The sequence below is a fragment of the Klebsiella sp. 2019SCSN059 genome (genome assembly GCF_021739525.1).
Lineage (GTDB): Bacteria > Pseudomonadota > Gammaproteobacteria > Enterobacterales > Enterobacteriaceae > Klebsiella > Klebsiella quasipneumoniae.
This window is the reverse complement of the sequence record NZ_JAKKOM010000006.1, coordinates 215202-237816: the sequence shown is the minus strand read 5'-3', so window position 1 is coordinate 237816 and position 22615 is coordinate 215202. Positions and strand designations below refer to the sequence as shown.

23 protein-coding genes and 1 riboswitch are annotated in these 22615 nt (G+C 61.4%); of the genes, 14 read left to right on the top strand and 9 right to left on the bottom strand.

Going from position 1 to position 22615, the window contains the following annotated elements:
* Position 1: 1 nt before the first annotated feature.
* The 6 genes from L2I46_RS10170 (at position 2) to L2I46_RS10145 (ending at position 5337) form a co-directional block, all read left to right on the top strand.
* Positions 2-1171: a beta-ketoacyl-[acyl-carrier-protein] synthase family protein gene (locus L2I46_RS10170; RefSeq protein WP_087827781.1), complete on the top strand. Its 1170-nt coding sequence runs from the start codon at positions 2-4 to the stop codon at positions 1169-1171.
* Entirely contained in the window at positions 1168-1644 is a 477-nt protein-coding gene (locus tag L2I46_RS10165; RefSeq protein WP_065883197.1) for an ApeP family dehydratase, read from the top strand. Before L2I46_RS10170 ends, L2I46_RS10165 begins: the two co-directional genes overlap by 4 nt.
* Positions 1641-2372: a 3-ketoacyl-ACP reductase FabG2 gene (locus tag L2I46_RS10160; RefSeq protein ID WP_087824970.1), complete on the top strand. Its 732-nt coding sequence runs from the start codon at positions 1641-1643 to the stop codon at positions 2370-2372. Before L2I46_RS10165 ends, L2I46_RS10160 begins: the two co-directional genes overlap by 4 nt.
* Complete coding sequence (locus L2I46_RS10155) at positions 2369-3598, top strand: beta-ketoacyl-ACP synthase (RefSeq protein WP_023291256.1); 1230 nt, start codon at positions 2369-2371, stop codon at positions 3596-3598. The genes L2I46_RS10160 and L2I46_RS10155 overlap by 4 nt, the downstream gene beginning before the upstream one ends.
* Before the next feature lies 1 nt (position 3599).
* The gene (acpT, locus tag L2I46_RS10150; protein ID WP_236947821.1) at positions 3600-4187 is read left to right on the top strand and encodes a 4'-phosphopantetheinyl transferase AcpT; all 588 of its coding nucleotides are present in this window, start codon (positions 3600-3602) and stop codon (positions 4185-4187) included.
* A 100-nt stretch (positions 4188-4287) separates the two neighbouring features.
* The gene (locus tag L2I46_RS10145; protein WP_004202085.1) at positions 4288-5337 is read left to right on the top strand and encodes an AI-2E family transporter; all 1050 of its coding nucleotides are present in this window, start codon (positions 4288-4290) and stop codon (positions 5335-5337) included.
* On the opposite strand, the gene arnF is transcribed toward L2I46_RS10145, so the two are convergent.
* From arnF to L2I46_RS10105, 8 genes are all read right to left on the bottom strand, one after another.
* Positions 5334-5714 carry a 4-amino-4-deoxy-L-arabinose-phosphoundecaprenol flippase subunit ArnF gene (gene arnF, locus L2I46_RS10140; RefSeq protein ID WP_032454284.1) on the bottom strand — a complete coding sequence of 127 codons (381 nt, stop codon included), beginning with the start codon at positions 5712-5714 and terminating at the stop codon, positions 5334-5336. The two genes, L2I46_RS10145 and arnF, sit on opposite strands and share 4 nt — an antisense overlap.
* Positions 5714-6052, bottom strand: a complete 339-nt coding sequence (gene arnE, locus L2I46_RS10135) for a 4-amino-4-deoxy-L-arabinose-phosphoundecaprenol flippase subunit ArnE (protein ID WP_023291259.1) — start codon at positions 6050-6052, stop codon at positions 5714-5716. Before arnE ends, arnF begins: the two co-directional genes overlap by 1 nt.
* On the bottom strand, positions 6049-7704 hold the full coding sequence (gene arnT, locus L2I46_RS10130; protein ID WP_023291260.1) for a lipid IV(A) 4-amino-4-deoxy-L-arabinosyltransferase: 1656 nt from the start codon (positions 7702-7704) through the stop codon (positions 6049-6051). Before arnT ends, arnE begins: the two co-directional genes overlap by 4 nt.
* Positions 7704-8606: a 4-deoxy-4-formamido-L-arabinose-phosphoundecaprenol deformylase gene (gene arnD, locus L2I46_RS10125; RefSeq protein ID WP_032454286.1), complete on the bottom strand. Its 903-nt coding sequence runs from the start codon at positions 8604-8606 to the stop codon at positions 7704-7706. Before arnD ends, arnT begins: the two co-directional genes overlap by 1 nt.
* Entirely contained in the window at positions 8603-10588 is a 1986-nt protein-coding gene (arnA, locus tag L2I46_RS10120) for a bifunctional UDP-4-amino-4-deoxy-L-arabinose formyltransferase/UDP-glucuronic acid oxidase ArnA (RefSeq protein ID WP_032454287.1), read from the bottom strand. Before arnA ends, arnD begins: the two co-directional genes overlap by 4 nt.
* The gene (arnC, locus tag L2I46_RS10115; protein WP_023291263.1) at positions 10585-11568 is read right to left on the bottom strand and encodes an undecaprenyl-phosphate 4-deoxy-4-formamido-L-arabinose transferase; all 984 of its coding nucleotides are present in this window, start codon (positions 11566-11568) and stop codon (positions 10585-10587) included. The genes arnA and arnC overlap by 4 nt, the downstream gene beginning before the upstream one ends.
* Before the next feature lies 1 nt (position 11569).
* Complete coding sequence (gene arnB / locus L2I46_RS10110) at positions 11570-12709, bottom strand: UDP-4-amino-4-deoxy-L-arabinose aminotransferase (RefSeq protein WP_023291264.1); 1140 nt, start codon at positions 12707-12709, stop codon at positions 11570-11572.
* Positions 12710-13105: 396 nt separating this feature from the next.
* Positions 13106-13612 carry a phenolic acid decarboxylase gene (locus L2I46_RS10105; RefSeq protein ID WP_167875413.1) on the bottom strand — a complete coding sequence of 169 codons (507 nt, stop codon included), beginning with the start codon at positions 13610-13612 and terminating at the stop codon, positions 13106-13108.
* 97 nt (positions 13613-13709) lie between these two features.
* Here L2I46_RS10105 and L2I46_RS10100 point away from each other — a divergent pair, with 97 nt between their 5' ends.
* The 8 genes from L2I46_RS10100 to L2I46_RS10065 all read left to right on the top strand — a co-directional run bounded on the left by L2I46_RS10100 (position 13710) and on the right by L2I46_RS10065 (position 21338).
* Positions 13710-14570 (top strand): LysR family transcriptional regulator, encoded by an 861-nt coding sequence (locus tag L2I46_RS10100; protein WP_044524990.1) that lies wholly within the window; start codon positions 13710-13712, stop codon positions 14568-14570.
* Positions 14571-14707: 137 nt separating this feature from the next.
* Positions 14708-16276: a nickel ABC transporter substrate-binding protein gene (nikA, locus tag L2I46_RS10095; RefSeq protein ID WP_236947820.1), complete on the top strand. Its 1569-nt coding sequence runs from the start codon at positions 14708-14710 to the stop codon at positions 16274-16276.
* Complete coding sequence (gene nikB, locus L2I46_RS10090) at positions 16276-17220, top strand: nickel ABC transporter permease subunit NikB (protein ID WP_236947819.1); 945 nt, start codon at positions 16276-16278, stop codon at positions 17218-17220. The genes nikA and nikB overlap by 1 nt, the downstream gene beginning before the upstream one ends.
* Positions 17217-18050: a nickel ABC transporter permease subunit NikC gene (nikC, locus tag L2I46_RS10085; protein WP_048298537.1), complete on the top strand. Its 834-nt coding sequence runs from the start codon at positions 17217-17219 to the stop codon at positions 18048-18050. The genes nikB and nikC overlap by 4 nt, the downstream gene beginning before the upstream one ends.
* Positions 18050-18814 carry a nickel import ATP-binding protein NikD gene (gene nikD, locus L2I46_RS10080; RefSeq protein WP_236947818.1) on the top strand — a complete coding sequence of 255 codons (765 nt, stop codon included), beginning with the start codon at positions 18050-18052 and terminating at the stop codon, positions 18812-18814. The genes nikC and nikD overlap by 1 nt, the downstream gene beginning before the upstream one ends.
* Positions 18811-19602 carry a nickel import ATP-binding protein NikE gene (gene nikE, locus L2I46_RS10075; RefSeq protein WP_023291270.1) on the top strand — a complete coding sequence of 264 codons (792 nt, stop codon included), beginning with the start codon at positions 18811-18813 and terminating at the stop codon, positions 19600-19602. The genes nikD and nikE overlap by 4 nt, the downstream gene beginning before the upstream one ends.
* The gene (nikR, locus tag L2I46_RS10070; protein ID WP_023291271.1) at positions 19590-19988 is read left to right on the top strand and encodes a nickel-responsive transcriptional regulator NikR; all 399 of its coding nucleotides are present in this window, start codon (positions 19590-19592) and stop codon (positions 19986-19988) included. Before nikE ends, nikR begins: the two co-directional genes overlap by 13 nt.
* 98 nt (positions 19989-20086) lie before the next feature.
* Positions 20087-20268: riboswitch (M-box (ykoK) riboswitch) on the top strand.
* A 56-nt stretch (positions 20269-20324) separates the two neighbouring features.
* A complete protein-coding gene (locus L2I46_RS10065) occupies positions 20325-21338 on the top strand; it encodes a magnesium transporter (protein WP_023291272.1) in 1014 nt (337 codons plus the stop codon).
* Positions 21339-21375: 37 nt separating this feature from the next.
* Here the strand turns inward: L2I46_RS10065 and L2I46_RS10060 are convergent, their stop codons facing one another.
* Positions 21376-22569 (bottom strand): NAD(P)/FAD-dependent oxidoreductase, encoded by a 1194-nt coding sequence (locus L2I46_RS10060; protein WP_032454294.1) that lies wholly within the window; start codon positions 22567-22569, stop codon positions 21376-21378.
* Between the last annotated feature and the right edge of the window lie 46 nt (positions 22570-22615).

The following is a 22615-nucleotide window of genomic DNA, read 5'->3' as shown; positions in this document are numbered from 1 at the left end:
GATGATCTTCATTTCTGCTGTCGGCATGATTAACGCCCTGGGACGCGATAATGATGAAATCGCCGCCAATCTGGCCCGCGGTATAGCGCCCGGCATGCGCCCGCGTGAAGGGTGGTTACAGGGGCATCCGCAGGCGATTTTCGCGGGGGTGGACGGCGAACTACCCGCCATTCCCGATACCTTTCGCGACCATCGTTCGCGCAATAATCAGCTGCTGCTGGCGGCGCTGGCGCAGATCCAGCCGCAGGTGGATCGCGCCATCGCCCGCTATGGCCGGGCTCGGGTCGCCGTGGTGTTGGGCACCAGTACGTCAGGGCTGGATGAAGGCGACGTACACGTTAATTTGACGCTTAACGGCAAGGCGAGCGAGGCCTGGCGCTATCCACAGCAGGAGCTGGGCGACCCGTCGCGTTTTCTCAGCCGCTGGCTGGCGCTGGATGGTCCGGCATATACCCTGTCAACCGCCTGCTCCTCCAGCGCGCGGGCGATAATCAGCGGACGGCGGCTCATTGAGGCGGGGCTGGCGGATGTGGCGATCGTCGGCGGCGCGGATACCCTTAGCCGGATGCCCATCAACGGCTTTCACAGCCTGGAGTCGCTCTCCACGACGCAGTGCCAGCCGTTTAGCCGCGACCGCAGCGGGATCACCATCGGCGAAGGGGCGGCGCTGATGCTGCTGACCCGCGAGCCGCAGCCCATCGCGCTGCTGGGTATCGGCGAATCCAGCGACGCCTGGCATATTTCCGCCCCGCATCCCCAAGGAGAAGGGGCGATGCGCGCCATTCAGCAGGCGCTGGACGACGCGGGCATCATGCCGGAGCAGGTGGGTTACATTAACCTGCACGGTACCGCTACGCGGCTTAACGACCAGATAGAAGCCCGGGTGATCAACGCGCTGTTTGGCGAAAGGGTGCCCTGTAGTTCCACCAAACATCTGACCGGACATACGCTGGGTGCGGCGGGGATCACCGAGGCCGCCATCGGCATGCTGATCCTGCAGCGCAATCTGTTGTTACCGGCACAGGATTTCAGTCAGTCTCCGCAGGATGACACGCTACCGCCGTGCGGGCTCATTGAACATCCGCAGCCGCTGTCGCGGCCAGTTATCCTGTCGAACTCTTTTGCCTTTGGCGGCAATAACACCAGCATCCTGCTCGGGAGAATGTCATGAGCCACTTTTTATCACCCGGCAGTTACCTGCCGCACGACGCGCCGATGCTGCTGCTGGAAGAGGTCGAGGCGGTGACTGCCGACACCGCCACCTGCCGCGTCGCGGTCTCACCCGGCAGCGTTCTGGCGCCATTTCTCGATACCAACGGCGATCTTCCCGGCTGGTTCGCCCTTGAATTAATGGCGCAGACCGTCGGCGTCTGGTCCGGCTGGCACCGCCAGCAGCAAGGACAAACGTCGCTCGCTTTAGGCATGGTGCTGGGCGCGCGCGAACTGGTTTGCGCGGCCGGGAGCCTGCCGGGCGGAAAGACGCTGTCCATCAGCGTGAAGCTCTTGATGCAGGATGAACGTTTCGGCAGCTTCGAAGGCACCATTATGGCGGACGATGACGTCCTGGCCAGCGGGCGGGTCAACACCTTCCAGCCCACAACAGAAGAACTTAGCACTTTATTTCAACAAGGAGCGTCAGAATGAGTCGTTCAGTTTTGGTTACCGGCGCCAGCAAAGGCATCGGTCGCGCTATCGCCTGCCAGCTGGCAGCGGACGGTTTTGTGGTGGGCGTCCACTTTCATCGCGACCGCGCGGGGGCGCAACAGACGCTGGAGGCGATAACCGCCGCCGGCGGCGACGGCCGGCTGCTGAGTTTTGACGTCGCCGATCGTCAGCAATGCCGCGAGGTACTGGAGCAGGATATGGCCGACCATGGCGCATGGTATGGCATTGTCAGCAACGCCGGCATCGCCCGCGACGGCGCCTTCCCGGCGCTTGGCGATGACGACTGGGACGCCGTGATCCACACCAACCTCGACAGTTTTTATAACGTCATTCATCCCTGCATCATGCCGATGATTAGCGCGCGCCAGGGCGGACGTATCATCACCCTCTCCTCGGTTTCCGGCGTCATGGGCAACCGCGGCCAGGTCAACTACAGCGCCGCCAAGGCGGGCATTATCGGCGCCACCAAAGCGCTGGCGATAGAACTGGCAAAACGCAAAATCACCGTTAACTGTATTGCGCCGGGTCTTATCGACACCGGGATGATTGACATGGAAGAGCGCGCGCTGCAAGAGGCGATGACCATGATCCCGATGAAACGCATGGGTCAGGCCGACGAGGTGGCCGGGCTTGCCAGCTATTTAATGTCGGATATCGCGGGCTACGTCACCCGCCAGGTCATTTCCATCAACGGGGGGATGCTATGATACGCCGGGTGGTCATTACAGGGATGGGCGGGGTGACCGCGTTTGGCGAAAACTGGCAGGATGTCGCCACCAGGCTGCGGGAATATAAAAATGCGGTGCGTAAGATGCCGGAATGGCTGGCGTATGACGGACTGCATACGCTGCTGGGGGCGCCAATCGACGATTTCACCCTGCCGGAGCATTATACCCGCAAGCGTATCCGCGCGATGGGGCGGGTATCGCGACTCTCCACCCGCGCCACTGAGCTCGCGCTGGAGCAGGCCGGGCTTATCGGCGACACCGTGCTGACCAACGGCCAAACCGGCATCGCTTACGGCTCGTCAACCGGTAGTACCGGTCCGGTGAGCGAGTTCGCCACCATGTTGACGGAGAAACATACCAACAATATCACCGGCACTACCTATGTGCAGATGATGCCGCATACCACCGCGGTGAATACCGGATTATTCTTCGGTCTGCGGGGGCGCGTGATCCCCACCTCCAGCGCCTGCACCTCCGGCAGCCAGGCGATTGGCTACGCCTGGGAAGCCATTCGCCATGGTTACCAAACGGTGATGGTGGCCGGCGGGGCCGAGGAGCTCTGCCCTTCGGAAGCCGCGGTATTCGATACCCTCTTCGCCACCAGCCAACGCAATGACGAACCGGCCCTCACCCCCTCTCCGTTCGATGAACAGCGAGATGGTCTGGTGATTGGCGAAGGCGCCGGCACGCTGATCCTTGAAGATCTCGAGCATGCCAAAGCGCGCGGCGCAACCATCTACGGTGAAATCGTCGGGTTCGCCACTAACTGCGATGCGGCCCATATTACCCAGCCGCAGCGCGAAACCATGCAGATCTGCATGGAACAATCGCTAAACATGGCGGGCTTAAGCCCCCGGGATATCGGCTATATTTCGGCCCACGGCACCGCCACCGATCGCGGCGATATCGCGGAAAGCCAGGCAACGGCGGCCGTTTACGGCGACAGCGTGCCGATCTCTTCGCTGAAAAGCTATTTCGGCCATACGCTTGGCGCTTGCGGGGCGTTAGAAGCGTGGATGAGCCTGCAGATGATGCGCGAAGGCTGGTTTGCGCCAACGCTGAATCTCCATAAACCGGACGCCAACTGTGGCGAACTGGATTACATCATGGGGGAAAAGCGCAAACTGGAGTGTGAATTCCTGCAGAGCAACAACTTCGCCTTCGGCGGCATTAACACCTCAATCATTATTCGACGCTGGCCTTGAAATGTATCAGCTTTTTCTGGGTAAGATCTCCGCCCTTAGCGCCCTGCCGTTACCGCCTGCGTTGATGGCGCAGGCGCCGGACGGACCGCGACGAGCCAGCTGGCTTGCCGGCCGCACGCTGCTGGCGCAGGCGGCTGCCCCGCTGACGGATATTCAGCTTGGCGAACAGGGCAAGCCTGCCTTCCCCGTCGCGCGCGGGCTGTGGTTTAACCTTAGCCACAGCGGCGACGATATTGCCCTGCTGCTCAGCGATAAAGGCGAGGTGGGTTGCGACATCGAAGTGATTCGCCCGCGCGAAGGCTGGCGCCGCCTGGCTAACGCCCTGTTCAGCGAAAGCGAGCACCAGGAACTGGCGCAGGCTTCGCCGGCGCAGCAGCTCACGGTCTTCTGGCGTATCTGGACGTGCAAAGAGGCGCTGGTGAAACAGCGCGGCGGCAGCGCCTGGCAGATGGCCTCCGTTGACAGCGCCTGTCACGGCCCGCTGTCGCTCAGCCAGATTCTGCACGATGGGTTAAGTATTGCGGTCTGTACGCCGACGCCGTTCACGCTGACGGACGCGCGCATTCAACATTTCAGCGGCGCGGTTTAAGCGATCAAAAGATGATGGCGGAAAAGCCGCTCGCCTTTCGGAATATTGGCAGCCAGCGAACCGCTACACTTATCAGGCGCGACTCACAAAAGGAATACCTATGTCCCCTCCGCAGGCTGATAAAGCCGGGCTCCATATTTTACTTAAGCTGGCGGCGCTGGTGATTATCCTCGCCGGGATCCACGCCGCCGCCGATATTCTGGTGCAGCTCCTGCTGGCGCTGTTTTTCGCTATCGTCCTCAACCCGCTGGTCACCTGGTTCATTCGCCGCGGGGTGCGGCGCCCGTTCGCCATTACGCTGGTGGTGACGGCAATGCTGGTCATGCTGACCGCGCTGCTTGGCGTGCTGGCGGCGTCGCTCAATGACTTTGTCGCCATGCTGCCCGATTTCAACCGCGCCCTGACGCGTAAGATCGTCCAGCTCCAGGAGTATCTCCCCTTTCTCAACCTGCATATCAATCCGGAGCGCATGCTGCGACGTATGGATTCAGAACGGCTGATGACCTGGGCCACGACGCTGATGACCCAGCTTTCCGGGGCGATGGCCAGCATTGTGCTGCTGGTGATGACGGTGATCTTTATGCTGTTTGAGGTTCGCCACCTGCCCTACAAACTGCGTTTTGCCCTCAATAACCCTCGCCTGCATATCGCCGGGCTGCACCGGGCGCTGAAAGGCGTCACCCACTATCTGGCGCTGAAAACGCTGATCAGCCTGTGGACCGGCCTGATTGTCTGGCTGGGGCTGCTGGCGATGGGGGTGCAGTTCGCGCTGATGTGGGGGGTGCTGGCGTTCCTGCTGAACTATGTGCCGAATATCGGCTCCGCCATCTCCGCCATCCCGCCCATGCTGCAGGCGCTGCTGTTCAGCGGCATCTATGAGTGCCTGCTGGTCGGGGCGCTGTTTCTGGTGGTGCATATGGTGTTGGGCAACATGGTGGAGCCGCGCATGATGGGCCACCGGCTGGGGATGTCGACCCTGGTGGTGTTCCTGTCGCTGCTGGTCTGGGGCTGGCTGCTGGGGCCGGTGGGAATGCTGCTCTCGGTGCCGTTAACCAGCGTCTGTAAAATCTGGATGGAGACCACCGTCGGGGGCAGCAAGCTGGCGATCCTGCTCGGCCCGGGGCGCCCCAAAAGCCGGCTCCCCGGCTAGCGGCGTTTCACCGGCCAGAAGATGGTCAATACGCCGGCGACGATAATCGCCACGCCCAGCAGCGATTGCCAGTGGAACGGCTCATGCCAGCCGGGCAGCCAGATGGCGGCGGCCCAAACGAGGATATAGCTCAGGCTCAGCAGCGCATACGCTTTCGACAGCGGCAGACGGTGGAGGGCAAAGTACCAGCAGACCATCGACAGCAGGTAGCCCAGCAGGCCGAAAAACAGGCCGAAGGTGCCGGGCTGGAGATGCAACAGATGCTGGAGAAACGCCAGAATATCGGTCAGCGGCGGCAACACCACCATGGCGCTGCGCAGTAGCAGCTGCGCGCCGCTGACGAGGCCGACGCTGAATAATGCCCAGAGAAAGCCCATCAGACGCTGGTCCCCAGAATGACAATGCCCACGACGATCAACCCGACGCCAAACCAGTGGCGGGGAGCGACCGGCTCATGCCAGATGCCCCAGCCCGCGAGGGTGACCCAGACGAAGTTCAGACTCAGCATCGGATAGGCGATGCTCACCGGAATTGACTGCAGGACGCTCAGCCACAGCAGCATGCCGCAGCCGAGGCATAACAGCGCCATCCCCAGCCAGAAGAGTATATGACGACTCCGCCGTCCGCGACGGGACGGGCGGGTCGCCTGTTTCTGGCACAGCTGTCCGGCGCAGCTCAACAGGCTGGCGAACACCAGACAGATCCAGACGCTCATTGCGGCAGATACTGAAGGAAAACGACCCGCCCCAGCTCGTAAGCGTTATCGGGTTTCGGTAACGGTAAGTCGAGCATACTCTCTCCTTTATCCATCAACAGCACCAGCGAGACCGGCCCCTGCTGACGATGCGCGGCCAGCCAGTCGGCAAACCCGGCCTGGCTGACAAAGCTTCCCTGAGCGTCCGGCCAGTCGAGACCGTACTTCAGCTCACCCTGTTTGTCGAACATAATAATATCGCTTCGCTTCAGCTCCCAGGCCAGGCCGCCGGCGATCCCGACGTTGTTGGTCAGGACGTAGCGGCTGGGCTGCAGGGATTCGCTGACGATATCCACGAGGAACTGCGGCTGTTTGCTGTCGATAACCCGGTCCGGGATGGCGAAGCCCACCAGCAGCGCCAGGCCGAGCGGGCAAAGCGCCGCCAGGCTCCAGCGGCGGCCAGCGTCTTTCATCGCCAGCCAGCCCATCAGCGCCCAGACGGCGAAGGCGATGGCCGCCAGCAGACATTTATACAGCTCAATCTTGGTCCACACCGGCTTATGCATCACGCCCCAGGGCGAGACCACCAGCACGGCGATCAGCCCCAGCAGGCCGACGCCCAGGTTGATCATCCCGTTGACCCGTAACGCTTTCGCGCCGGTCTTCGCCGCCTCCAGCGCGTAGCGCGCCATCAGGATCGACAGCGGCGCAAAGCACGGCAGAATATAGGTCGGCAGTTTGCCTTTGGCGATACTGAAGAACAGGAGCGGCATCGCCACCCAGCCTAACAGATACAGCGCGCCGCGGGCCTCATCGCGCTCAAGCCAACCGCGCTTCAGCGCCCCCGGCAGCAGGGCCAGCCACGGCAGGCTGCCGGCGATCAGGAACGGGATGTAGTACCAGAACGGCGCTTTGTGCTGGGCGTCTTTTTCGGCGAAACGCTGAATATGCTCGACCCAGAAGAAGTAGCGCCAGAAGTCCGGCTCGCGCTGGGCGATAGCCAGCCCCCAGGGCAGCACCACCAGCGTACAGACGACCACCGCCAGCCAACCGTAGGTCAGCACTTCACGCCAGCGTCGACGGGCGATCACCCACGGCAGAACGCCCACTACCGGCACCGCCAGCGCAAGGAAGCCTTTGGTCATCACCCCCATACCGCAGGCGACGCCCAGCAGCGCGTAACCCAGTATTTTGCCGCTGCGGCTCTGCGCCTGCGTCGCGCCCCAGAAACTGCACATCGCCAGCGCCAGCCACAGGGTGATCATCGGGTCCAGCACCGCATAGGTGCCAATCGCATACACCAGCATCGCGGTGAGAAAAATCACCGGCGACAGGACAGCTACCTTTTTGTCGCGAAAGACGCGCCACGCCAGCCAGGCCACCAGCACGGCGGTCATGGTGATGGCGAAGACCGACCCAAAGCGTACGCCGAAGTTATTATGGCCAAACAGCCATTGACCGATACTGTTGATCCAGTAACCGGCAATCGGCTTTTCGAAATAGCGCAATCCGAGAAAATGCGGCACCACCCAGTCGCCGGTGGCCAGCATTTCACGGCTGATCTCCGCGTAGCGGGTTTCATCGGGTTGCCAGAGCAAACGGAAATTAAGCGGCAGCAGGTAATACAGCGCAAACAGCGCAATCAGAGAGACGCCATAGCGAATGCTTTTCATCAAACACCCGAAGTCAGTAATTGTTCACGTCCGAGCCAGCCTTCCCGGCCAGCCAGTTCACCCCGAACCACTTTGCCAGACGGCAGCTCGCTAAAGTCAGCGGGCAACAGCTGGCTCAGTGGGCAAAACTGAATTTCTTCTTCCGCCGCCATGGTCAGCAGTTCATTGAACTGATCCGCGTAGGCAATGCCTTCCACTTCGGCGTGAATGGTATAGACCGGCACGCCCGGGTCGCGATGGATGCAGTCGAGGAGATAGCGGTTAAAGCCGGCGATTTCCACCGCCGTGCCCACCGCCTCGTCCCAGGTCGGCAGCGTGACCGGGATCTGCACCGTACCGGAGACACCGCTGCCGAGCTGGGGCAGAAACGGCCGCGTGCCGCGACAGTCGCTGTTGTAGAGGAAATCGAAGGATTCTTTGGCTTTCACCACTCGCTGATCGGCGCGCCAGCCGGCGACAGCCGAGCAGGTGACCGGCCGGCCGATAATGCGTTCGAGCTCCAGCAGGCCGCGCTCAACCTCCAGCGTCAGCCGTTCCTGCGGCCAGACGCCGCTCCACGCCTGCCAGCTGTAGTGGTCCCAGGCGTGCAGGCCCACTTCATGAGACTCGGCGGCGGCGCGGATCACCGCCTCGTTCCCCGCGCCGATGCGGCGTCCCGGCCACGCGGTGCCGGCCAGCAGAATATCCCAGCCGTACAGCGAGGCCGCTCTGGAGCGCAGCATCTTCCACAGAAACTTCGGTTTTACCAGGCGCCACAGGTGGCGCCCCATATTGTCCGGCCCGACGCTGAAGAAGAAGCTTGCCTGGATCCCGTGCTGACCCAGCAGGTCCAGCAGCCGCGGAACGCCGTCCCGCGTGCCGCGAAAGGTATCGACATCTATGCGTAAGCCGACCTGTTTCATGGATTTTTAGCGTCCACCAGTTCAACCGTGCGCAGGAAGAAGTCCAGCGTATGCTCAACGGTCTCTTCCATCTCCACCTTCGGCTCCCAGTTCAGGCAGCGTTTGGCGTTGCGGATGCTCGGTTTGCGATGCTCAACGTCCTGATAGCCCTTGCCGTAGTAGTCGCTGCTTTCCACTTCGCGGAAGCCGGCAAACGGCGGGAAGCGATCGCGCAGCGGATGGCGTTCGAAGCAGGCCAGCAGCATCTCCGCCAGCTCTTTGATGCTTGCTTCGTTATCCGGGTTACCGATGTTGATGATCTGCCCGTCGCAGCGGCCGTCTTTGTTCTCGATGATGCGGAACAGCGCTTCGATACCATCGCTGATGTCGGTGAAGCAGCGCTTCTGCTTACCGCCTTCGATGAGCTTGATCGGCGAGCCTTCCACCAGGTTGAGGATCAGCTGGGTGATGGCGCGGGAGCTGCCGATACGCGCGGCGTTGAGGTTATCCAGACGCGGCCCCATCCAGTTGAACGGACGGAACAGGGTGAACTTCAGGCCATTCTTATCGCCGTAGGCCCAGATCACGCGGTCCAGCAGCTGCTTGGAGACCGAGTAGATCCAGCGCTGTTTGTTGATCGGCCCGACCACCAGATTGGAAGTGTCTTCGTCGAAGTTTTTATCTGTGCACATGCCGTACACTTCCGAGGTCGACGGGAAGATGATGCGCTTATTATATTTCACGCAGTCGCGGATGATCTTCAGGTTCTCTTCGAAATCCAGCTCGAAGACGCGCAGCGGGTTGCGGGTGTACTCGATAGGGGTGGCGATGGCCACCAGCGGCAGCACCACGTCGCATTTCTTAATGTGATATTCGATCCACTCGGAGTGAATGCTGATATCGCCTTCCACAAAGTGGAAACGCGGGCAGTCGAGGAAACGGCTGATGGCGTCGGAGCCGATATCCAGGCCGTAAATCTCATAGTTGTCGTCCTGCAGCAGGCGTTCGGTCAGATGGTTACCGATAAAGCCATTGACGCCGAGGATCAGCACCCGGGTGCGACGCTTAACCGCCACCACCGGTTTGCTGCTGATCACCGCCCCGGACACCAGGCCCAGCCCCTGCGCCAGCTGGGCGCCCTGCATGTACACCCCGCGTTCGGTCTGGCCGGTGACAATCTCCAGCGCCCCCTCCTGGCACGCCACGATCAGCGGCGCAACGGAGATAACGGTACCCGGCTTAGCTGCCGGCAGATCATGACGGACGCGGGATTTCCAGACGATAAACTTGTTCGCGCCGGCGTAGCCGAAGGCGCCCGGCCACGGATCGGAGACCGCGCGCACCAGATTGTGCAGGGTCTGCGCCGGCTGCTCCCAGTCGAGGCGGCCATCTTCCGGGGTACGACGCCCCACATAGGTCGCCTGGCTGTGATCCTGCGGACGTTCATCGGTGGTTCCGGCGAGGATCGCCGGCAGCGCCTGGCCCAGCAGCCCGGTGGCGGCGGCGCACAGCTTGCGGTGCAGCGTCAGGGCGGCGTCATCCGGGCCAATCGCCACGGCCTGCTGGGCGACGATATCGCCCGCGTCGGCGCGGTTCACCATTCGGTGCAGGGTGACGCCGGTTTCGCTTTCGCCATTGACCAGCACCCAGTTCAGCGGCGCGCGGCCGCGATATTTCGGCAGCAGCGAACCGTGCAGGTTAAACGCCCCTTTCGGCGCGAGACGGAGGATCTCATCGCCCAGCAGATTGCGGTAGTAGAAGGAGAACAGCACGTCCGGCTTCATCTCGCGGATACGCTCAATCCACAGCGGATGGTTCACGTCTTCCGGCGCCCACACCGGAATGCCCTGCTCGGCAGCAAGGCGCGCCACGGAGCCAAAGAAATGGTTTTCGCCAGGGTTATCCGGGTGGGTGAAAATAGCAGCGATATCATACCCGGCGTCCAGCAGAGCCTGGATACCGGTGCAGCCCATATCGTGATAAGCGAAGACTACGGCTTTCATGAACGATCTTCCTCTTTAGATGCCGTTTCCGGCTGGCGAACAACACGTTGAATAAAGTAGCGGGGACGCGCGCGCACGTCGTTATAGATGCGTCCGATATACTCCCCGAGCAGGCCCATACCGATAAACTGGGCGCCGATGAACATAAACAGCACGGCGAAGAGCATAAACACCCCTTCCGCCGCCCACTGCGGGCCAAAGGCCAGACGCAGCACCACCAGCAGCAGGCCGAAGGCGAAGCCCAGCAGGGCTATCACGCTGCCGAAAATGCTGAGCAGACGCAGCGGCGTGGTGGTCAGACAGGTCACCAGGTCGTACATCAGGTTGATCAGGCGCATAAAGCTGTATTTGGAGTCGCCGAATTCACGCTCGGCGTGCATCACCGGGATCTCCACCGCGCGACGGGCGAAGGTATTCGCCAGAATCGGGATAAAGGTGCTGCGCTCGTGGCAGTTGAGCATCGCGTCGATAATGTGGCGACGGTAGGCGCGCAGCATGCAGCCGTAGTCGCCCATCGCTTTGCCGGTGGTGCGCTGGATCAGGCGGTTGATCATCTTCGAGGCGGTTTTGCGGAAGATGCTGTCCTGACGGTTCTGACGGACGGTGCCCACCACGTCGTAACCTTCATCCGCCTTCGCCACCAGCCGCGGGATCTCTTCCGGCGGGTTTTGCAGGTCGGCATCAAGGGTAATAATCAGATCGCCCGTCACATGGCTGAAGCCGGCCATGATCGCCGAGTGCTGGCCGTAGTTACGGTTTAACAGCACGGCGACGACGTGACTGCCTTCCGCCTCGGCGGCTTCGGTGAGCATGCGCGCGGAATCGTCGCTGCTGCCATCGTCGATCAGCAGAATTTCATATTGCCGCCCCAGCGTGGCGCAGGCGGTTTCCGTACGACGAAGCAGCTCCGGCAGGCTATCCTGTTCGTTATAAACCGGGATAACCACCGAGACCTTCTTCACGGGAGGGTAAGTAAGCATATCAACGTCCTGACAGCTGGCGCAGTGCGGAAATGACGCGAGTGACATCGTCATCGGTCATGTCCGGGAACAACGGGAGAGAACAGATGCGGGCGCTGTTCCATTCGGTATTCGGCAGGGAAACCTCAGGGAAGCGCTCGCGGTAATATTTTTGCGTATGGGCCGCACGGAAGTGCAGACCGGTGCCGATACCCATCGCCTTCAGCTTTTCCATCAACGCGTCGCGGCTGATGCCGCACGCAGCCTCATCGACGCGGATGATAAACAGATGCCAGGCGTGCTGGTGATCCCAGGCCGGGACGGTCAGGGGCGTAAACGGCGTGTCCGCCAGTTCGCGCAGATAGCGCTGGGCAATTTCCGCCCGGCGCTGGTTGGCGTGAGGCAGTTTTTCCAGCTGGACCAGCGCCAGCGCGGCGTTGATGTCGGCAAGGTTGTATTTAAAGCCCGGAGCGATCACCTCCGCCTGCGGCGCGCGGCCGTGGGTCTGGCGGTCATAGGCGTCCACGCCGAGGCCATGGAATTTCAGGCTACGGATGCGGGAGGCCAGCTCGTCGTCGTCGGTGACAACCAGCCCGCCTTCAGCGCAGGTCATATTTTTGATCGCGTGGAACGAGAAAATCGCGGTCCCCTGCCAGCCTACGTGGCGGCCTTTATAGTGGGTCCCCGCCGCATGGGCGGCGTCTTCGATCACCGGAATGCCATGGCGCTCGCCCACCGCGCGAATGGCGTCGATATCGGCTGGCGCCCCCGCGTAGTGCACAGGAATAATCGCTTTGGTCCGCGAGGTGATCGCCGCTGCCACCGCCTCAGGGGTGATCATCAGATTGTCGTTATCGACATCGATCATCACCGGCGTGGCGCCCAGCAGGCAGATCATATTGAGGGTGGAGACCCAGGTCTGGGACGGCGTAATGACTTCATCGCCGGGGCCAATACCCAGCGCCATCAGGGTCACGTGCATCCCGCCGGTCGCTGAACTGACGGCAATCGCGTGGCGGTTGCCGGTCAACTGGCAGAATGCCGCTTCAAGTGCCTGATTCTTCGGCCCGGTGGTGATCCAGCCCGACGCTAAAACTTCACGCAGCGCTGCCAGCTCTGCGTCGCCCATCGACGGGCGCGAAAAAGGCAAAAAATCGCTCATCATCATCCTGTTCTGTAGATGACCCACGCACAAATCAGGGTCGTTAGAATAAAATATCCTGCGCCTGTGGACTTAAACGAAATTAAAATGAAGTGAGTTCAGCGCGGCATTCCATTTCAGGGTATTTCGACCACTATTAATGTAGTTGACCTTGCTTAGGATAATATTAAGAAATTAATCTTTTCTCAGCACAGCCAAATAAATCATTAATAAACAGAATGATAGGTTTTATTTATGGCAGAATTTTGACAAAAAAACGTTCCTGTCTGGAAAAGCAAACAGGAACGCTATCGCGGAAAGTAAACGGGGGTTAAACCAGATAACAATTAATGACGCTGTCTTTGTCACGCTTGATGACAAAAAGTTAGCGCAGATCACAAAGTTATTTCTGCTTAATTACAAATTTGCAGGAAAATCCGCAGGCAATTCACTCGCAGGGCAATTAATTACCTCATCATTATCTGCGCCACAGTCGCGAATGAAGGTGATGGTGGCGAACTCGTCAATCACTTCTGTCGGGTAGGCCGGGCCGGCATCGCGGTAAGAATTCATCAGCGGAATGTGATCGTTCTGGAAGCAGACGGTTTTTTCCGGGTTATTCATGATCCAGCGCGGGAAGAAGATGGTGCCGTGGAACAGTTTATCGCCCAGGTTGACGATCAGGCTCACGTCGGTACCGGTCGGTTCGGTCCAGGAGATTTTGTAGATACTTTCCCCCACCCGCACGATGTACGCTTCCTGATCTTTCACCCAGCGATTGCCGACGATGCCGCTGTGAATACGGTAGTCGAGGGTATGGTCGTTTTTGACGTAAATTTCGTAGTTCCAGCCGTTGTCGTAGGTGTAGACCAGATGTTTACCGATAAAGCCGCTGAGGTCATGTTTGTCGAAAGTGCTCATCATTTATTCTCCTCTGTGTTGTTGAGGACAGCATACGTCTTTAAAAATTGAATGAATAACGCTATGTTTGGATTAAATACATCCAAATTTTAGATTGATTATGCACAAGACAACCCTGGAGCAGTGGGCATTACTGGAAAAGGTCGTGGAACTCGGGAGCTTTGCCAGAGCGGCGGAGGAGACCAACCGCAGTCAGTCTTCGGTGAGCTATAACCTCGCGCTGCTGCAGGAGCGCTTAGGGGTGGCGCTGCTGGCGCCGTCCGGTCGGCGGGCGGTGCTGACCCCGGCCGGCGAACTGCTGCTGAATCAGGTCAAACCGTTGCTGCAGGCCTTCGCCTACGTTGAAACGCATGCTGCCACTCTGCGCAACGGGGCGCGCACCCGTCTGGACCTGGTGGTCGACAGCATTTTCCCGCGCCAGCGGCTGTTCGCCATTCTGCGCCAGTTTCAGCAGCGTTATCCGCAGACTCAGGTCAGACTCACCGAAGTGCTGGAAAATATTGATGACGAGGGCGCGGCGCGAACGGAAGCCGATGTCATGGTTCTGACCCGCCGCCAGGATATTACCGGCCGCGGAGAGTGGCTGATGAATATTGATTTTATCGCCGTCGCCCACCGCGACCATCCTCTCGCCGCCCTCGACGGTCCGCTGGAGGATAGCGCGCTGGCGCCATGGCCGCTGGTGCGCATTGCCGACCAGACCGGCGATGGCCAGGCGACGCGTGACGCCTGGACCTTCTCCACCATTGACGCGGCCATTGATGCGGTGATGTATCAGGTCGGCTTCGGCTGGCTGCCGGAAGAGCGCATTCGTTCCCATCTCGATCAGGGCGTGCTGAAGCGGCTGCCCCTCAGCCACGGCGCGCGCCGCGCGACGCCGCTGCATCTGATCGTCAAGCGGGATCTGGCGCCGATCGACGAACAGGTGGCCACGCTGCTGGGGTTGTTCCGGACGCCCTGAGGGGTAAGGCGGCGCCTGCCCCTGCGCATAATCATACGGATTACTTATACTTTCCGGCGCAATATTGATCCAGGTTACTCCGAAAGTATGATGAATCACTAAAATCGTCATACTTTCCTGTCGCTGAGAACGCCGTCTTGTCTATTTTCCGCCTCACTCTGCTGGCGCTGGTCGCCTGCGCCCCTCTGCTGGCTCAGGCCGCGCAGCACTCGCTTACTACCGCCTGGCCGGTGAACGTCGGCCCGCTGAATCCGCATCTCTATACGCCCAACCAGATGTTTGCCCAAAGCATGGTCTATGAACCGCTGGTGAAGTATCAGGCTGACGGCAGCGTGCAGCCCTGGCTGGCGACCCGCTGGCGCCACTCCGCCGATGGTAAAACCTGGTGGTTTACCCTGCGCGAGGATGTGACCTTCTCGAACGGCGAACCCTTTAACGCCCAGGCCGCGGCGGCTAATTTCCAGGCGGTGCTCGCCAACCGCCAACGCCACGCCTGGCTTGAGCTCGCCAATCAGATAATCGACGTGCGGGCGCTCAGCGCCAGCGAGCTGCAGCTCACTCTGAAAAGCGCCTACGCCCCCTTACTACAAGAGCTGGCCCTGCCGCGCCCGTTCCGCTTTATCGCCCCCTCGCAGTTTATCGATGGCGGCACCGCCAACGGCATCAAAGCCCCGATCGGCACCGGGCCGTGGCGACTGGCGAGCTCGCAGCTCAATCAGCGCGACGTGCTGGTACGCAACGAACGCTACTGGGGTAATAAACCCGCGCTACAGCAAATCACCATCAAAGTGATCCCCGACGCCACCAGCCGCGCGGTGGCGTTCGAAACCGGGGAAATCGACATGCTCTACGGCGACGAGGGGCTGCTGCCGCTGGATACCTTCGAACGCTTTCGTCATCACCCCGGCTACGTGGCTCGTCTCTCCGCCCCGGCGGAGACGGTGATGCTGGCGCTGAACGCCAGCCAGGGCCCGACCCGCGAGCAGGCGGTGCGCGAGGCGCTCAACTACGCCGTCGACAAGCAGACCCTCGTCGATAGCGTGCTCTACGGCACCCAGCAGGTTGCCGACACCCTGTTTGCCCCCTCGGTCCCCTACGCCCCGCAGGATCTGACGCCGCGCCGTTACGACCCGGCAAAAGCCCGCGCCCTGCTGGCGCAGGCCGGCTGGCAGCAACCGGAAGGCCAGCCCTGGCGACAAAAGGCCGGGCAACCGCTGGCGATTGAGCTGGCGTTTATCGGCACCGACGCGCTGGCTAAATCGATGGCCGAAATTATTCAGGCCAATCTGCGGGAGGTCGGCGTCCGCGTCACCCTGGTGGGCGAGGAGGAGAGCAGCATCTATGCGCGCCAGCGCGAAGGGCGGTTCGGCATGATCTTCAATCGCACCTGGGGCGCGCCCTACGATCCGCATGCCTTTTTAAGCTCGATGCGCGTGCCCTCCCATGCCGATTATCAGGCCCAGCGCGGCCTGCCCGACAAAGGGCTGATTGATAAAGAGATTAGCGAGGTGCTGACCACCAGCGACGAGGCGCAGCGGAAACGGCTGTACCACGATGTGCTGAGCCGCCTGCACCAGGACGCGGTGTACCTGCCCATCAGCTATGTCTCGCTGATGTCGGTTGCGCGCCAGGAGGTCGGGGAGATCCCGTTCGCGCCGGTGAGCACCGAGATCCCTTTCGACCAGATTAAACCGGTAACGCCATAATGTTACGCTATATTTTACGCCGCCTGCTGCTGCTGATCCCGCTGCTGCTCGCCGCCTCCGCCATCATCTTTCTGCTGCTGCGGCTCGGCACCGGCGACCCGGCGCTGGATTATTTACGCCTGTCGAACCTGCCGCCCACTGAAGAGATGGTCGCCTCGACCCGCGAACTGCTGGGGCTCAACCAGCCGCTGGCGATGCAGTATCTGCACTGGCTGTGGCGGGCGCTGCACCTGGACTTTTGCCTCTCCTATGCCACCCGGCGACCGGTGCTGGATGACCTGCTGCACTTCCTGCCGGCCACCCTGCTGCTCACCGGCGCGGCGCTGGCGCTGATCCTCGTCACCTCGCTGCCGCTGGGGATCTGGGCGGCGCGCCATCGCGATCGCCTGCCGGACTTTGCTGTGCGGCTGATTGCCTTCCTCGGCGTGTCGATGCCGAACTTCTGGCTGGCCTTTCTGCTGGTGATGCTCTTTTCCGTGCATCTGCAGTGGCTTCCGGCGATGGGGTACGGCGACTGGCAGCACCTGATATTGCCCGCCGTCTCCATCGCCTTTATGTCGCTGGCGATCAACGCCCGCCTGCTGCGCGCCAGCATGCTGGAGGTCTCCAGTCAGCGTCACGTGGTGTGGGCGCGGCTGCGCGGCTTGAGCGCGCGCCAGGTGGAGCGGCGGCATATCCTGCGCAACGCCACCCTGCCGGTGGTGACCGCCATGGGCATGCACATTGGCGAGCTGATCGGCGGCACCATGATTATTGAAAATATCTTTGCCTGGCCGGGGGTCGGCCGCTACGCGGTTTCCGCGATCTTCAATCGCGATTACCCGGTGATTCAGTGCTTTACGCTGATGATGGTCACGGTGTTCGTGCTGGCTAACCTGGCGGTGGATGTGCTCAACGCGGCGCTCGACCCGCGCCTGCGCCGCCATGAGGAGGTGAGCGTATGAGATGGCTACGAAACTTCCGCTGGCCGGTGAAACTGGCCCTGCTGGTTATTGCGCTGCTGGCGGTCATCGCCATCGGCAGCGGCTGGTGGCTCCCCTCGGATCCGGCGGCGATTAACCTGCAGCAGCGACTGCTGCCGCCAGGGGCAGCGCACTGGCTGGGGACCGATCATCTAGGACGGGATATTTTCTCGCGCCTGCTGGCCGCCACCCGCGTCTCGCTGGGGGCGGTAATGGCCTGTCTGCTGCTGGTGCTGCTGATCGGTCTGGCGGTTGGCGGCAGCGCCGGGCTGCTGGGCGGCCGCGCTGACCGCGGCCTGATGCGCCTCGCCGAACTGTTTATGACCTTTCCAACCTCGATCCTGTCGTTCTTTATGGTGGGGGTGCTCGGCACCGGGCTGACCAACGTGATCCTCGCCATTGCGCTATCGCACTGGGCCTGGTACGCCAGAATGGTGCGTAATCTGGTGGTCTCCCTGCGCCAGCGCGAATTTATCCTCGCCGCCCGCCTGAGCGGCGCCAGCCAGTGGCGGCTGTTCAGCGACCATCTGGCAGGGGCGGTGATCCCCTCGCTGCTGGTGCTCGCCTCACTGGATATCGGCCATATGATGCTTCACGTGGCCGGCATGTCGTTCCTTGGCCTCGGCGTCAGCGCGCCGACGGCGGAATGGGGGGTGATGATCAACGACGCCCGGCAGTATATCTGGACCCAGCCGCTGCAGATGGTCTGGCCGGGGCTGGCGCTGTTCATCAGCGTGATGGCCTTTAACCTGCTGGGCGACGCGCTGCGCGATCGCCTCGATCCTCACCTGATCGCGGAGCATAGCCACTGATGCCGCAAAAGATCCAACTGCAACAGATCGCCCTTGCCGCCGACCGCCCGTTGGTCAGCGACGTCTCTCTTACCCTGCGCCGCGGCAAGGTGCTGGCGCTGCTCGGCAGCAGCGGCAGCGGGAAATCGCTTACCTGCGCCGCCGCGCTGGGCCTGCTGCCGCCCGGCGTCAGCCAGACCGCCGGCCGGGTGTTGCTTGACGGCATGCCGGTGCACGGCGAACCGCTGCGCGGCGCGACTATCGCCACCATCATGCAGAACCCACGCAGCGCCTTTAATCCGCTGCATACCATGGCCGCCCACGCCCGGGAAACTTGCCGGGCGGCGGGCCGCGAAGCGAATGACGCCGCCCTGCTGGCGGTGATGGAAGAGGTGGGTCTGGATAATCCGCGCTCGCTGCTCAGCCGCTATCCCTTCGAGATGAGCGGCGGCATGCTGCAGCGGATGATGATCGCCCTCGCCCTGCTCAGCCGCACGCCCTTTATCATCGCCGACGAGCCGACCACCGACCTCGATGCCATCGCCCAGGCGCGGATCCTCGATCTGCTGGCGGATATCGTCGCCAGCCGCGGTCTGGGGCTGCTGCTGGTGACGCATGACATGGGCGTTGTGGCGCGGCTGGCGGATGACGTGACGGTCATGGAGAACGGTCGCCTCGTTGAACAGTGCGATGTAAACACGCTGTTCAGCGCCCCACAGCACCCGCTGAGCCGGCGCCTGCTGGCGGCGCATCTGGCGCTGTACGGACTGGAGAAGACAGCATGAATTTACTCAGCGTCAACGGGGTGAGCCACGATTACCCCCACCACGGCAGGGTCCTGCACGAGATCCAACTCGCCATCGCCCCCGGCGAAACGGTGGCCCTGCTCGGGCGCAGCGGCTGCGGCAAGAGCACCCTGGCGCGGATGCTGGTGGGCCTGGAAACGCCGCAGCACGGCGATATTGTCTGGCGCGGCACACCGCTGACCGCCCTGAAGGGCGAGGCCGTCGGCGCCTTCCGCCGTGATATTCAGCTGGTGTTTCAGGACGCCTTCAGCGCGGTGAATCCGCGCAAAACGGTGCGCGAGATCGTCAGCGAGCCGCTGCGCCATCTGTTCCGCTTGTCGCGCGAGGAGCGCGCACGGCGGGTGGAAGAGATGCTGCACGCGGTCGACCTTTCCACGACGCTGCTCGATAAACGCCCGGCGCAGCTCAGCGGCGGACAGCTGCAGCGCGTCTGCCTGGCTCGCGCCCTGGCGGTGCGGCCGCAGCTGTTGATCCTGGATGAAGCGGTCTCGAATCTCGATCTGCTGCTGCAGGCGGAGATTATCGCCCTGCTGAAGCGCCTGCAGGCCCGGTTTGGCACCGCCTGCCTGTTCATTACCCACGACCTGCGGCTGGTGGAGCGCTTTTGCCAGCGGGTGCTGGTGATGGAGCACGGACGCATCGTCGAAACCGCAACGGTCAGTCTACCGCTGCGCCTGCGCTCCCCTGCCGGACAGGCGCTCCAGCAGGCGGTGCTGCCACCTTTTCCTGCCACTCTGCTCAACGAGGCCATGCCATGCAGCGCGTAACCCTGACCCTTGATGATGACCTGCTGGCCGCTCTCGATGCGCTCAGCGCCCGCCGCGGCTACCACAACCGTTCGGAGGCGGTACGCGATATTCTGCGCGACGCCCTCAACCAGGATCCCGCGCCGTCGGAGCCGCGGCGCGGTTATGCCGTCCTGTCATATGTCTACGAGCATGAAAAACGCGAACTGGCGAGCCGGCTGGTGGCCACCCAGCATCATCATCACGATCTCTCCGTCGCCACGCTGCATGTGCATATCAGTCATGACGACTGCCTGGAGATTGCCGTGCTGAAGGGAGACATGGCCGAGGTGCAGCATTTTGCCGACGACGTGATTGCCCAGCGCGGTGTGCGCCATGGGCATTTGCAGTGTTTAGCGGATGATTAACTATTTGAAAATGAGTGGGTGGTTTATCAACAGTTGATAAACCATCTAAACTATACGCTTTGTGAATTATCCCTCTTCGCCAATAATGGCGCCTCATTTAACGATCTCGTTATGGCGAGGCTCCTGCATAAATACAAGTTACCGCCCTGTTGGTATCGAGAGAGACCACTCAGGGAAATACAGGCTTCCATCGAATCAAGGTGTTGCCAAGGTAACTTCTGGCGGTCATGACCGTTCAGATACGTTATGCAGTGCTAAAACCAGGACGTAGGGATCTGCCTGCGCTAACCCTGTCTTGTTCGCCCCTATGAGTGATTTTTTATAGGGATTTTAATCATGTCTTCCATTCAACTCTGCGCCGCCCATCAGGCGACCTCTGGCTTCGACGGCGATGCCATCGCCCAGTACATGCGTACCGACTTTATTACGCTGCAGGAACATCTCAGCGTCCATGAAGCGCGGGAGCACTTTATCTCACAGCTCACCAGCGATGATATTCCCGGCCAGGTGTTTGTGGTCGCCGGCAAGAAGCTGCGCGGCAGCCTGTCGGTCAAAAAGCTACTGCAGGAAGGGGATGTCGGGCAGTCTATCCGCTACCTGATGGACAGCTGCCTGTTCCGCGTCAAACCTGACGATGAACGCCCGCAGGTGATAGCCGAGCTCAACGAGCGCGGCCTCGACCTGGTTCCCGTCGTCGATAAAGGCGAGCTGGTCGGCTGCCTGATGGAAAAGGAGATCGCCCATCTGCTGGAGGATGACGTCACCGAGGACGCCCAACTGCAGGGGGCGACGCTGCCGCTGGAAAAACCGTATCTGGACATCAGCCCCTGGACGCTGTGGAAGAAACGCTCGGTGTGGCTGCTGCTGCTGTTCGTGGCCGAAGCCTACACCAGCAGCGTGCTGCAGCATTTTGAGGAGGCGCTGGAATCGGCCATCGCGCTGGCCTTCTTTATTCCGCTGCTCATCGGTACCGGCGGCAACAGCGGAACGCAGATCACCTCGACGCTGGTGCGCTCGATGGCGCTGGGAGAAGTACGGCTGCGCGATATGGGGCGGGTGATCCGCAAAGAGGTATCGACCTCGTTTCTGATTGCCTTAACGCTGGGGCTGGCGGGCTGCCTGCGCGCCTGGATGATGGGCATCGGCATGGAAATCACGCTGATCGTCAGCCTGACGCTGGTATGCATTACCCTGTGGAGCGCGATTGTCTCGTCGGTCATCCCGATGGTGCTTAAACGGATCGGCATCGACCCGGCGGTGGTTTCCGCGCCGTTTATCGCCACGCTGATCGATGGCACCGGACTGATCATCTATTTCAAAATCGCCCAGTATTTTCTTGGGTTGAACTAACCTGCACGCCCGGGCGCAGAATGCCCGGGCCCTTAGTTTAAGCGTCCACCAGCGCCTGCGCGCAGGCCCAGGCGCTTGACCACGCCCACTGGAAGTTATACCCGCCGAGCCAGCCGGTGACGTCCATCACTTCGCCGATAAAGTAGAGGCCCGGCGCCTTGCGCGCCTCCATAGTACGCGACGAGAGCTCATTGGTGTCCACGCCGCCGAGGGTCACCTCCGCCGTCCGGTAGCCTTCGGTGCCGTTCGGCTGCACGCGCCAGGCGGTCAGCGTCTCCACCAGCGCCTGCTGATCGCGAACGTTCAGCTGCTTCAGCGTGACATCAGGAATTTGCCCCAGCTGCTGCAGGCACTCCACCAGCCGCTTCGGCAACTGCATCGCGAGGGTGTTTTTCAGGCTCTGGTTGGGATGCGCGCCGCGCTGCTCGTTAAGGAAGTCTTCAAGATTGCAGTCCGGCAGCAGATTCACGGTGACGAACTCGCCGGGCTGCCAGTAGCTGGAAATTTGCAGCACCGCCGGTCCGGAAAGGCCGCGATGGGTGAACAACAGATTTTCGCGGAACAGGGTGCCGTTCTCGGCGGTGATGGTCGACGGCACCGAGACGCCGGAGAGAACCTGCAGCTGCTCAAGCAGCGGCTTGTGCAGGGTAAACGGCACCAGACCCGCACGGGTCGGCAGCACCTTCAGGCCGAACTGTTCGGCGATTTTATAGCCGAACGGCGAGGCGCCAAGGCCCGGCATCGACAAGCCGCCGGAGGCGATCACCAGCTTTTTGGTCGCCAGCGTTTCGCCGTTCACCTGGAGCCGGTAGCCTTGCTCGTCGCGCTCGACGCTGAGGATTTCGCTGCGCAGGCGGATCTGCACGCCGCCCTTTTCGCATTCCGCCAGCAACAAATTGACGATCTGTTCCGCCGAATCATCGCAAAACAGCTGACCGAGGGTTTTCTCATGCCAGGCGATGCCATATTTGCCGACCAGCTCGATAAAGTCCCACTGGGTGTAGCGCGCCAGGGCAGATTTGCAAAAATGCGGGTTTTGGCTCAAATAGGCCGCCGGCTCAACATACATATTGGTAAAGTTGCAGCGACCGCCGCCGGACATCAGAATTTTTCGCCCCGGCTTTTTGCCGTTGTCGAGCAGCAGAACGCGACAGCCGAGCTGCCCCGCCTGCGCTGCGCAAAACATTCCCGCCGCTCCGGCGCCAACGACAATGGCATCAAACCTTTCCACAGCGCATTCCTCGTTCCCCAATTGTCGGGTTTTGTAAATATTTCAC